Origin of the sequence: Arthrobacter sp. CAU 1506, from assembly GCF_005047635.1 — a bacterium.
Classification (GTDB): domain Bacteria; phylum Actinomycetota; class Actinomycetes; order Actinomycetales; family Micrococcaceae; genus Crystallibacter.
In genome coordinates this window covers 88,875-101,108 of the sequence record NZ_SUKC01000016.1, presented here as the reverse complement: position 1 = coordinate 101,108, position 12,234 = coordinate 88,875, and the positions used below count along the sequence as shown (strand labels likewise).

Genomic DNA, 12,234 nt, shown 5'->3' with positions numbered 1-12,234 from the left:
ATTCAAACCAGGCTGATAAAAACCGCGACACACCACAGGGGCGGCACGCCACGGCACTTCAACCAATAAATAATTGGTATCAACAAACTTGGCACACTATTGAGTTCTCAAACAACAGGAGCACCCGGCACCCGGACGACCCTCACAGGCCCTCCATCGCTCCGGAGCAACTTTTCTAACTTACCCGCGCCTTCAGTCTTTGTCAAACTGTCCGGCCGGTTCCTTCCGGCGGCCAAGGCCTCCGGTCGGCTTCGCGCTGGCAGCTTCACCGCCCTGCGCGGATATAAACTCTAGCACCGCTCGGCCGGGAAGTAAATTCCGCTGCTGTTCACCCTTCCGACATCCGGGCAGAGGGACCGGCCGAGGGCTTCAAGTACATGACGCCCAGCGGGGGAACCCGCAGTATGGCCGAGGCAGGACTGTCCTTCCAGCCGCCTTCTTCTGCCGTGACAACTCCGAGGTTGCCGACCCCGGATCCGCCGTATTCGGCGGCATCGGTATTCAGGGTCTCGTCCCAGTCCCCCGCCCACGGCAGGCCGAGCCGGAACCCTTCATGCGGGGCGCCGGCAAAGTTGGCCACGCAAACCAGCGGATTGCCCTGGTGGTCCCAGCGGATGAAGGACAGCGTGTTGTGCACGCCGTCGTTCTCATCAATCCATTGGAAGCCGGCCGGCTCATTGTCCCGCTCATAGAGGGCCGGCGTGGAGCGGTAGATCCCGTTGAGGTTGCGGACCAGCCGCTGCAGTCCCTTGTGCGGAACGTTTTCGGAGAGCCACCAGTCCAGTCCGTGTTGTTCAGACCATTCGGACTCCTGGCCGAATTCGGTGCCCATGAAAATCAACTGCTTACCCGGATGCGCCCACTGGAACGCCAGATAGGCGCGCAGGTTGGCCAGTTGCTGCCAGCGGTCTCCGGGCATCTTGCGCAGCATGGATCCCTTGCCGTGCACGACCTCGTCGTGGCTGATCGGCAGCAGGAAGTTCTCCGTGTAGGCGTAGACCATCGAGAACGTGGCCTTGCCGTGGTGATACATCCGGTTGACCGGGTCCTCGGCCATGTACTCGAGCGTGTCGTGCATCCAGCCCATGTTCCACTTCAGCCCGAACCCGAGGCCGCCGGCGCTGGTCGGCCGGGTCACGCCGTCGAACGCTGTGGACTCTTCCGCGATGGTGACGATCCCGGGCACTCGCTTGTACGCAGTGGCGTTGACTTCCTGCAGGAAGGAGATGGCTTCCAGGTTCTCGCGGCCGCCGTGGACGTTCGGGAACCATTCCCCCTCCTTGCGGGAATAGTCGCGGTAGAGCATCGATGCCACCGCATCCACCCGGAGCCCGTCAATGTGGAACTCCTCCAGCCAGTACAGCGCGTTGGCCACCAGGAAGTTGCGCACCTCGCGGCGGCCGAAGTCGAAGATCAGCGTGCCCCAGTCCGGGTGCTCGCCCAACCGCGGGTCGCCGTGCTCGTACAGCGGCTGGCCGTCAAAGCGGGCCAGCGCCCACTCGTCCTTGGGGAAGTGCGCGGGCACCCAGTCCAGGATCACGCCAATGCCGGCCTGGTGCAGTTTGTCCACCAGGTACTTGAAGTCGTCCGGATGCCCGAAACGCGAGGTCGGCGCGTAGTAGGAGGTCACCTGGTAGCCCCACGATCCGCCAAACGGATGCTCGGCCACCGGCATGAACTCCACGTGGGTAAACCCCTGCCAGCTGACGTATTCGGCCAACTGCTCGGCCAGTTGCCGGTAGTCCAGGCCCAGCCGCCAGGAGCCCAGGTGCACTTCGTAGACACTCATCGGCCCGTTGTGCGGGTCACGGACGGACCGGCGTTCCAGCCACTCCTGGTCGCCAAAGCGGTAATGTGACTCGACCACTCGCGAGCCGGTCAGCGGCGGGACCTCGGTCCAGCGGGCCATCGGGTCGGCCTTTTCGCGCCACTGGCCGTCCTGGCCGAGCAGCTCGTACTTATACACGGCGCCGGCTTCCACCCCGGGAATGAACAGTTCCCACACGCCGGACCCGCCCATCGAACGCATCGCGTGGCGGGATCCGTCCCAGTGGTTGAAGTCGCCCTTGACCCGGACGGCGCGCGCATTCGGCGCCCAGACAGCAAAGCTGGCGCCGGAGGTGTCGCCCAGCGCGGAGTTGTAGCGCCGCACGTGGGAACCCAGCGCGGTCCACAGCGTCTCGTGCCGGCCCTCGCCGATCAGGTGCAGGTCGATTTCGCCCAGGCTCGGCAGGTAGTGGTACGGGTCGTCGGCGATGTTGGGGGCGCCGCCGTCGTACACCACTTCAAGGCGGTAATCCGGGACGTGTCCGGGGTCGTCCGCGGGGAAGACCGCCACCCAGATGCCTTCGTGTTCGTGCTCCATCGGCACCCGAAGCGAGGGCGTGAGAACGGTGACGGATTCGGCCAGCGGACGCCGCGTCCGGACGGTCACGTGCCCGTGGTCGTCCAGGTGCGCGCCGAGGACCGCGTGCGGCTGGTGGTAGGCGCCGTGCGCGACGGCGGAGAGCACCTCCGCGTCGACGTGCACCGGGGTGCCGGATCGGTGACCCGACGACGGCGATGCCACCGGCGGCGCGGACGCCTCCTCCGCGGTGGGCCGGACTGGCGCGGCGGCCGCAGCATGACCATTGCCCGCTGCAGCGCCGGCGGCACCGACCCCGGCGGCAGCCATGTCCCGGCTGCCGGCGGCTTCATTGCCCGCCCTGGTCAGCGGAGCCAACGCCTCGCGGACACCGCGGACCGGCACCTTGACCCAGCGCGGACGATTGCGCTGTTCGTAGACCACTTCGTAGAGCGCTTTATCCAGCAGCAGGGCCAGATACAGGGTGGACGAGGTGTCCACCGGGTCGCCGGTCTCTTCGCGGTACCCGTCCAGGAAGGCGGTGCTGGCCTGTGCGGCCCACTCGTCGGCGGTGGCTTCTGCCGAATCGTCGGGCCCGGCCAGCCGGGCTACTCCGGCGGCGTAGTCGAAGGATCGCAGCATGCCGACCACATCGCGCAGCGGCACGTCTTCCGTGCCGCGCTCGCCCATCGGCCGAAGCGGTTCGCCCTCGAAGTCCAGCACCACCCAGCCGCGTTGCGCGGAGTCCAGCACTTGGCCCAGGTGATAGTCGCCGTGGATCCGCTGCAACTCGGGCAGCTCGGTCACCTGGTCCAGCCGGTCCAGCAGTTCCTGCACCGCCTCGTCCAGCGGCCCCACCGAGGCCCCGGCCTGCGCCCAGCCCCAGCGGATCCGTTCGGCCAGCGCGGCCTTGAACGCGCTGATCTGAGCGGCATCCGCCTGATGGCTTCCGGCCGCATCGCGCAGGCTGCGGTGGATCCGTCCGGTGACGGCACCCAGCTGGTGCGCCTGTGAGCTGAAGTCCGTGCCGTCCAGCGCCGAGCCGGACGCGGTGCGCCACGCATCCTGGCTGTCCGGAAGGAATTCCCGCAGCACGCTCAGGTGGCCGGTGTCCCAGAGACGGTCGCTGCCGTCGTCGTTCTGGCCGGGGGTGAGCCAGCCGCCGGTGACCCATCCGTAGGTGGCCGGCACTTCGCGGCAACCGGCGTTGGTGAGCAGCACGCCAACTTCCACGTCCGGGTTGGCGCCGGCTTCCAGGACCCGGAAGAACTTCACGATCAGCGGCCCGTGGTCGGACTGAACCACCACCGAGGTATTGGACTGCTCGCCCAACAGCACCGAGGCCTGTAACCCGGTGGAGAACTCCGGCCAGGTGTCGAACCCGGCTCCAGCATGGCCGCGGGTATGCCCGTCACCGGTCACCGCCTGCCGCCGCATCAGTTCCAGCCAGGCTGCGACGAACACCGGGTCGTGCGCGCCGTCGTAAATCCAACGCTCCCCGCTGCCGCTGTCCGTGCCGCCATTGCCTTCGCCGGTCCAGGCCGCAGCCTGGCCGCCGGCGCCGCCGCCAGCCTCTTGGGACTCCTGCTGTGCACGCCCCACCAGCGCCGCGTCCCCGCCGGCCAACGGCTCCCGTCGGTAGCTCAGCGGCACGTTGACCACGTGGACGGCGTTGGCGGTGTGCACTGCCACGATGTGCACCTCCAGCCCCACCTCGCCGGCGGGGTCCTGAAGCCGAATGCCGCCCAGCCGGTGCAGCACGGAGTCCTGGCCCTTGGCCGGGAACCAGCGCTGGGCTGCCAGCCACGGGTGAAGCAGTTCGGGAATGCTCGGCGTGAATTTAGGCATGGGTTGTTGCCACCTCAGTTCCGTCAGTCGCGGGTCTGATGACCGGCAGGGTCTCAGTTTGCGGTGATGCAGGGTTGGATGCCGTGGAACGCAGTCGCAGCCAGAAGAAGTCGTGGCTGCCCAGCGTCAGGGTGAGCTGGCCGGCGTCGTCAAAGGCCGGGAACGGAGTGCCGCCGAAGAGGTCGCGCAGCCCGCGGCCGGCAAATTGGGGCAACTGCAGCGGCGCCGCCACCGGGTGCTGCGAGAGGTTGAAGATGCACAAGATCGACTCGGGCCTCTCCACGCCCTCCGGATTGTTTTCCGGTACCTCGCGGAGGAACGCCAGCACAGATTCCGATTCGACCGGCACATTGCGGTAACTGCCCAGGCCGAAGGCCGGATGGGCCTTGCGCACCGCCAGCATTTGGCGCACCCAATGCAGCAGCGAGCTGTTGTGCGCCAGCTGCGCCTCTACGTTCACGTAGTTGTAGTGGTACACCAGCGACTGCACCACCGGCAGGTACAGCTTGCCCGGGTCCGCGGTGGAGAACCCCGCGTTGCGGTCCGGATTCCACTGCATCGGTGTGCGGGAGGAATCGCGGTCTTCCAGCCAGATGTTGTCGCCCATGCCGATCTCGTCCCCGTAGTACAGGAACGGGCTGCCCGGCAGCGAAAGCAGCAGCGCGTGGATCAGTTCGATTTCCGCCCGGGAATTGTCCAGCAGCGGGGCCAACCGGCGTCGGATGCCGATGTTGGAGCGCATCCGTGAGTCCGGCGCATACCAGCCGAACATCGCCTCGCGCTCTTCCATGCTGACCATTTCCAGCGTCAACTCGTCATGGTTGCGCAGGAACGTTGCCCATTGGGCGCCGGCCGGGATGGCCGGCGTCTCCTCCATGGTGGACACGATCGGGGCGGCGTTCTGGTCCCGCAGGGCATAGTAGAGGCGCGGCATGATCGGGAAATGGAAGGCCATGTGGCACTCCGGCCGCAACCCGCCGTCGTCGTCCTGCTGGCCGAAGTATTCCACCACCTCATGGGGCAACTGGTTGGCTTCGGCGATGATCACGCGGCCCGGGTACTCGGCGTCCACCATGGCGCGGAGCTCCTGCAGGAAGGTGTGCGTGGCGGGCAGGTTTTCGCAGTTGGTCCCGTCTTCTTCGAACAGGTACGGGATGGCATCCGCGCGGAAACCGTCGATTCCCTGGTCCAGCCAGAACCGCACCACATCGAAGACCGCCTCGATCACCTTGGGGTTTTCGAAATTCAGGTCCGGCTGGTGGCTGAAGAAGCGGTGCCAGTAAAACTGCCGGCGGATCGGGTCGAAGGCCCAGTTGGAGTCTTCGGTGTCCACGAAGATGATTCGTGCGTCCTGGTATTTCTCGTCCGTGTCCGACCAGACATAGAAATCCCCGTACGGCCCGTCCGGGTCGCGCCGGGACTGCTCGAACCAGTCGTGCTTGTCCGAGGTGTGGTTCAACGGCAGGTCGATGATCACGCGCACGCCGCGGGCGTGGGCCTCGGCCACCAGCCGTTTGAAGTCGCCAATCGTGCCGAACTCGTCCAGCACGTCGAAGTAGTCCTCGACGTCGTACCCGCCGTCACGCAGCGGGGACTTGAAGAACGGCGGAACCCACAGGCAGTCGATCCCCAACCACTGCAGGTAGTCGAGTTTCTCGATCAGTCCGGAGAAATCCCCCGAGCCGTCACCGTTGGCATCGGCGAAGCCGCGCACCAGCACCTCATAGAACACGGCCTTGCGGTACCAGTGCGGGTCGTGGGCCAGGCCCGGGGCATGTAGCTGAAAGGGGCTCGCCATCAGCGGTTCCTACGGACATGCAGGACGTGGGCCGGCTCTACGTGGGCGTCCAGCCGCACGTAGTTGTGCTCGCCCCAGCGCCAGCTCTGTCCGGTCAGCAGGTCGTCCACCCAGAACGTGCCGTCGTCGTTGTAGTCATCGTCCCGCAGTCCCAGCGCCGCCAGGTCCAGCGAGACCGTGGATTCGCGGGCACTGTGCGGGTCCACATTCACCACCACGATGACGGTGTCCCGCCCGCCGCTGTGCGATTCCGGCAGGTGCGCCTTGTGCTTGGAGTACACCACGGTGGCCGGATCCGTGCTCCGGTGGACGGTGAGGTTGCCCAGGTCCCCGAGCGCAGGATGGGCCCGCCGGATGGCGTTCAGCCGGGTCAGGTACGGTGCCAGCGAGCGCCCTTCGGCCTCCGCCGCGGCGAAGTCGCGGGCCTTGTATTCGTACTTCTCGTTGTCGATGTACTCCTCCGCGCCCGGCCGGGCGACGTGTTCGTACAGTTCGTAGCCGGCATACACGCCCCACAGCGGGCTGGCCGTCGCGGCGAGCACGGCGCGGATCTTGAACGCGGCCGGGCCGCCGTACTGCAGGTACTCGGTGAGGATGTCCGGGGTGTTGACAAAGAAGTTGGGCCGGAAGAACGCCGCGGTCTCGTGGCTGACCTCGGTGAAGTACTCTTCGATCTCTTCCTTGGTGTTGCGCCAGGTGAAGTAGCTGTAGGACTGCTGGAAACCTGCCCGGCCCAGCGCATGCATCATGGCCGGACGGGTGAAGGCCTCGGCCAGGAACACCACGTCCGGATGCTCGCGGTTCACGGTGCCGATCAGCCATTCCCAGAACCACACGGGCTTGGTGTGCGGGTTGTCCACCCGGAAGATCTTCACTCCGTGGGAAATCCACAGCTGCACAATCCGCAGCACCTCTTCGGATAGGCCGCGCGGGTCGTTGTCGAAGTTCAGCGGATAAATGTCCTGGTACTTCTTCGGCGGGTTCTCGGCGTAGGCGATGGTGCCGTCCACCCGGGTGGTGAACCATTCCGGGTGTTCGGTGGCCCATGGGTGGTCCGGGGCGGCCTGCAGGGCCAGGTCGAGAGCCACTTCCAGGCCGACCGCTTCGGCCGCCGCCACGAAGGCGTCGAACTGCTCGAAGCCGCCCAGGTCGGGGTGGATGGCATCGTGACCGCCGTCCTTGGAGCCGATGGCCCACGGCGACCCGGGGTCCCCCGGTCCGGCGGTCAAAGTGTTGTTCGGGCCCTTGCGGTTGACCTCGCCGATCGGGTGGATCGGCGGCAGGTAGATCACGTCAAAGCCCATGGCGGCGACCGCCGGCAGCCGCTCGGCCGCCGTCGTGAAGTCCCCGGAGGTCCAGGTCCCGGCTGCCGGATCGTAGTGCGCGCCTTCCGAGCGCGGGAAGAATTCGTACCAGGCGCCGCGGCCGGCCCGTTCGCGTTCCACCAGGATGGGGTACTGCTTCGAGGGACTGACCAGGCTGCGGATCGGGTGGCTTCGCACCGCGTCCAGGACGGCCGGCGAGGTGCCCGCGGCGAGCCGATCGTGCACCGACAGCGACTCGTCGGCGAGCGCGGCGGCGGCGTCGCGCAGCACCCGCGCATTCTCTTCCGGCCGGCCGCCCTGCCCGCCAGCCTGTTCCAGCAGCAGCCGGCCTTCGGTGAGCATCAGGTCGACGTCGACGCCGGCGGCGATCTTCACCTCCGCGTTGTGCCGCCAGGTGGCGTAGTTGTCGCCCCAGCCTTCGATGTGGAAGGTCCAGAGGCCGGTACCGGTGGGGCGGAGACGGCCATGCCAGCGGTCGGTGCCGGTGGCCCCGGGGGTGAGCCGGGCACGCTGGACGGGGTTGCCGTCCGGGTCGAACAGCACCGCGGTGGCGCCGATCTTGTCGTGCCCCTCGCGGAAGACGGTGGCGGCTACCTCCAGGTCCTCGCCGGGGATCGCCTTGGCCGGGAAATCGCCGCCGCCCACCACGGGCCACACATCGACGACCGGGATCCGGCCGAATTTCAGGCGCTGCGTAGGTTGGGACGGGCTGTGCTCCTGCATCGAAGTCGTCACAAGACTAGACGTTAGCGAGAATCCTTTCCGATTGCGAAGGATCCAGACACCCCGGAGACGGTTTGGCGGCCAGTTCGGCGCGCATTTACCTGCCGGCCATCGACCGGAGAAGTATCTGCGCTAACCTTGGCCGGGTGAAGGCAATACGCAGATTTACCGTCCGCACTGTCCTCCCCGAGAGCATTGCTCCGCTGGCTCGCCTGGCAGGCAATTTGCGCTGGTCCTGGCATCAGCCAACCCAGCTGCTCTTCCAACAACTGGACCCGCAGGCCTGGGCCGACGTGCAGCAGGACCCGGTGGCCCTGCTGGGCTCCTTTACCCGGGAACGGCTGCGGTCGCTCGCCGCCGACCAGCAGGTAGTGGCCCGGGTTCGCGAACTCGACGCTGACCTGGATCAGTACCTGACCGAAGACCGCTGGTACCAGACGCTGGGCGCCGACGCCCCGGCGTCGATCGCTTACTTCTCCCCTGAGTACGGAATCTCCCATGTGCTGCCGCAATACTCCGGCGGACTGGGCATCCTGGCCGGCGACCACCTGAAGGCAGCGTCCGACCTGGGCGTGCCGCTGGTGGGTGTGGGCCTGCTCTACGCGGCCGGCTACTTCAAGCAGTCGCTGAGCCGCGACGCGTGGCAGCAGGAAACCTATCCCGTGCTGGATCCGGACGGCCTGCCGTTGACCTTGCTGCGCGAGGCGGACGGGCAGCCGGCGCAGATCACCTTGCCGCTGCCCAACGGGCGCCGGCTCGGCGCCTACATCTGGCGCGCCGACGTGGGCCGGGTACCGCTGCTGCTGCTGGATTCCAACATTCCGGGCAACGACGAGGCCGCGCGCGGCATCACCGACCGGCTCTACGGCGGCGGCGGCGACCACCGGCTGCAACAGGAGTTGCTGCTGGGCATGGGCGGGGTGAAGGCGCTGCGCGTCCATCAACGGCTCACCGGCGCTCCGGCCCCGGAGGTCTTCCACACCAACGAGGGACACGCCGGCTTCCTGGGCGTCGAGCGCATCCAGGAGTTGGCGGCGGCCGGACTGAGCTGGGACGAGGCCTTGGCCGCGGGCCGGGCGAACACCGTTTTCACCACGCACACTCCGGTGCCGGCCGGCATCGACCGGTTCGACAAGGCGCAGATCCAGCACTTCTTCAGCGCCGGACTCGCCCCGGACGTGCCCAGCGCCAAGATCCTGGAACTGGGCGATGAAAATTACGACGGCGGAGATCCGTCCAAGTTCAACATGGCCGTGATGGGACTGCGGTTGGCGCAGCGGGCCAACGGTGTGGCCAAGCTGCACGGCGTGGTCTCGCGCGGCATGTTCCGCGGGCTCTGGCCGGGCTTCGACCAGCAGGAAGTGCCGATCGGCTCGGTAACCAACGGCGTGCACGTGCCCACCTGGGTGGACCCGCGGGTGGCCGAGTTCGCCCGGTCGGCATTCGGCAACCAGACCGTGATCGACCGCCAGTGGGACCGCGTGTACGACGCCGCCGACGAGGATATTTGGGCGCTGCGCCGGACCCTGCGGACCAACCTGATTGACGATGTCCGCCGCAGGCTGCGGGCCTCGTGGAAGAAGCGCGGCGCCGCGGATGCCGAATTGGCCTGGACCGATTCGGTGCTGGACCCGGACGTGCTGACCATCGGTTTTGCCCGGCGGGTTCCCACCTACAAGCGGCTGACCCTGATGCTGCGCGACCCGGCCCGGCTCAAGGCGCTGCTGCTGCATCCCGAGCGGCCGGTCCAGTTGGTCATCGCCGGAAAATCCCATCCGGCGGATGAACAGGGCAAGCGGATGATCCAGGATCTGGTGCGTTTCACCGACGACCCGGAGGTCCGGCACCGGATCGTCTTCCTGCCCAACTACGACATCGCCATGGCCCGCACCCTCTTCCCCGGTTGCGATGTCTGGCTGAACAATCCGCTGCGTCCGCTGGAAGCCTGCGGCACCTCCGGCATGAAGGCGGCCATCAACGGCGGCCTGAACCTGTCCGTGCTGGACGGCTGGTGGGATGAGATGTACGACGGCGACAACGGCTGGGCGATTCCGACCGCCAACCCTTCCACCGAAGCCGGGACCGACGACGTGTTCGATCCGGATGAGCGGGACGACATCGAGGCCGCCGCACTCTACGACTTGGTGGAGCACCACGTTGCGCCGCGCTTTTACGCCGCGGAGATATCCGAAGGTGCCGGGGCCGCCGGCCCGTCGGAGCCGATCGGAACGGACACCGTACCGCACCAGTGGATTGCCATGATCAAGCACACGCTGGCCAACCTGGGGCCCGCCGTCTCCGCCGAACGGATGCTGCACGACTATGTGGAGCAGCTCTACCGTCCCGCATCGATATCCGGGCGGGCCGCCCGCTCCGATGATTTCAAAGCGGCAAAGGAACTGGCTGCGTGGACCAGCAGGGTCCGCAGCGCCTGGGGCGACGTTTCGGTGGAGCATGTGGATTCGATGGGCATTACCGACGAACCGCAAATCGGCGAGTCGCTGACGGTCAATGCCTATGTCCGGCTGGGACCGTTGGCTCCGGACAACGTCACCGTCCAGGTAGTCCACGGGCAGGTCACCGACAATGACGACCTCGCGCAGACTTCCAGCGACGACCTGACCGTGGCTGAACAACTGGGCGACGGCCGCTACCTGTTCACCGGCTCCGTGACCATTGACCGTTCCGGTTCGTTCGGCTACAGCGTGCGGGTGCTGCCCAGGCATGACGCCCTGGCCAACCCGGCCGAACTCGGTCTGGTGGCCAACGCCACGAACTGATTCCCGGTCCTGACTGGCTGTGTTCCCCGCCAACCTGCCGTGGCGGGGAACGCGGCCGGGCGAAATCCGGCTAAAAGTTAACCATTTTTGGGCCGTCCTGGCGCACCCGACCAGTGCCGGGCCGCGGCGGCTGCCGTAACCGATCTATCCGCGCCAACGCTTCGTTGTCCGCCATGCCGCGCTGCCCGGTTCAGCTGCGGCCGCAGCGGAAAATCTGCCCCTTCGTACGTTCTTCTGTGTGGCACACCCCTTTATTGTCAGCATGCTGACTAATAGCATGAGGGTGTTCCGTCCGAAAGAACCACAAGGAGGGCGAATATGGGCACCGGTACCGAGCAGGGCACCGCACCACCGCCGGACCATCAGGACAAACCTCAGACTCCCCCACAGGTGAAGAAGGCCTCCTGGAAATACATTCTCCGCAAGACTTTCCGTGAATTCACCGACGACGACTGCACCGATCTGGCGGCCGGGCTGACGTACTACGGCGTGCTGTCCCTGTTCCCGGGCTTGCTGGCTTTGGTTTCCGTTCTGGGACTGGTCGGCCAGGCCGAAGCAACCACCAACGCCATGATGGACATGGTGGAGAGAGTGGCACCGGGCCAGGCAGTTGCCATCATCCGGCAGCCGATCGAGCAGCTGGCCAGCTCGCAGGGAGCCGGATTCGCCTTCGTCATCGGCCTCGTGGGTGCCATCTGGTCGGCCTCCGGCTACGTGAACGCTTTCGGCCGGGCCATGAACCGGATCTATGAGGTCGACGAAGGCCGACCGTTCTGGAAGCTCCGCCCGGTCATGCTGCTGATCACTATCGTGCTGCTGCTGCTGGCGGTGCTGATGATGCTGATGCTGGTGCTGTCCGGACCGGTCGCACAGGCCGTTGGTTCCGTCATCGGTCTCGGCGAAGTGGCACTGACCGTCTGGAACATCGCCAAGTGGCCGTTCCTGGTCCTGTTCGCGGTGCTGATGGTCGCCGTGCTGTACTACGCAACGCCCAACGTGAAGCAGCCGAAATTCCGCTGGATGAGCCTCGGCGCCCTGATCGCACTGCTGGTGCTGGCGTTGGCGACCCTCGGTTTTGCCTTCTACGTGGCCAACTTCGGCAGCTACAACAGGACCTACGGGGCGATCGGCGGCGTGATCGTGCTGCTGCTGTGGTTCTGGCTGGCCAACCTTGCCCTGCTGTTCGGTGCTGAGTTCGACGCTGAGACCGAGCGTGGACGCCAGCTTCAGGCCGGCATCGCCGCCGAAGAAAACATTCAGCTTCCGGTCCGTGACAGCCGCAAGAGCGATAAGGACGCCGAGAAGGAAGAGGAGGACGTCGCGCGGGGCCGCCAGCTCCGTCATGCCTACGGGCAGCAGGAGAAGTCCCGTGAACACACCTGAAACGTCAGGCCTGACAGGAAAAAACCCGACACA

At 66.5% G+C, this 12,234-nt stretch carries 5 protein-coding genes; 2 read left to right on the top strand and 3 right to left on the bottom strand.

Going from position 1 to position 12,234, the window contains the following annotated elements; translation table 11 throughout:
* Positions 1–328: 328 nt before the first annotated feature.
* The 3 genes from glgB to E4J89_RS16215 are packed head-to-tail and all read right to left on the bottom strand — an operon-like array spanning position 329 to position 8,038.
* Positions 329–4,192 (bottom strand): 1,4-alpha-glucan branching protein GlgB, encoded by a 3,864-nt coding sequence (glgB, locus tag E4J89_RS16225; protein WP_136787250.1) that lies wholly within the window; start codon positions 4,190–4,192, stop codon positions 329–331.
* Positions 4,185–5,990, bottom strand: a complete 1,806-nt coding sequence (treS, locus tag E4J89_RS16220) for a maltose alpha-D-glucosyltransferase (RefSeq protein ID WP_136787249.1) — start codon at positions 5,988–5,990, stop codon at positions 4,185–4,187. Before treS ends, glgB begins: the two co-directional genes overlap by 8 nt.
* Entirely contained in the window at positions 5,990–8,038 is a 2,049-nt protein-coding gene (locus E4J89_RS16215) for an alpha-1,4-glucan--maltose-1-phosphate maltosyltransferase (protein WP_136787261.1), read from the bottom strand. The genes treS and E4J89_RS16215 overlap by 1 nt, the downstream gene beginning before the upstream one ends.
* Positions 8,039–8,184: 146 nt before the next feature.
* On the opposite strand from E4J89_RS16215, the gene glgP reads away from it, so the two are divergent.
* The gene (glgP, locus tag E4J89_RS16210) at positions 8,185–10,818 is read left to right on the top strand and encodes an alpha-glucan family phosphorylase (protein ID WP_136787248.1); all 2,634 of its coding nucleotides are present in this window, start codon (positions 8,185–8,187) and stop codon (positions 10,816–10,818) included.
* A gap of 318 nt (positions 10,819–11,136) precedes the next feature.
* Positions 11,137–12,201 (top strand): YihY/virulence factor BrkB family protein, encoded by a 1,065-nt coding sequence (locus E4J89_RS16205; protein ID WP_136787247.1) that lies wholly within the window; start codon positions 11,137–11,139, stop codon positions 12,199–12,201.
* The last annotated feature ends 33 nt before the right edge of the window (positions 12,202–12,234 follow it).

What these genes read in the sequence shown, in the direction of transcription:
- glgB (WP_136787250.1), bottom strand. Translation starts at nt 4,192, where the DNA reads ATGCCTAAATTCACGCCGAGCATTCCCGAACTGCTTCACCCGTGGCTG.
- treS (WP_136787249.1), bottom strand. Translation starts at nt 5,990, where the DNA reads ATGGCGAGCCCCTTTCAGCTACATGCCCCGGGCCTGGCCCACGACCCG.
- E4J89_RS16215 (WP_136787261.1), bottom strand. Translation starts at nt 8,038, where the DNA reads ATGCAGGAGCACAGCCCGTCCCAACCTACGCAGCGCCTGAAATTCGGC.
- E4J89_RS16205 (WP_136787247.1), top strand. Translation starts at nt 11,137, where the DNA reads ATGGGCACCGGTACCGAGCAGGGCACCGCACCACCGCCGGACCATCAG.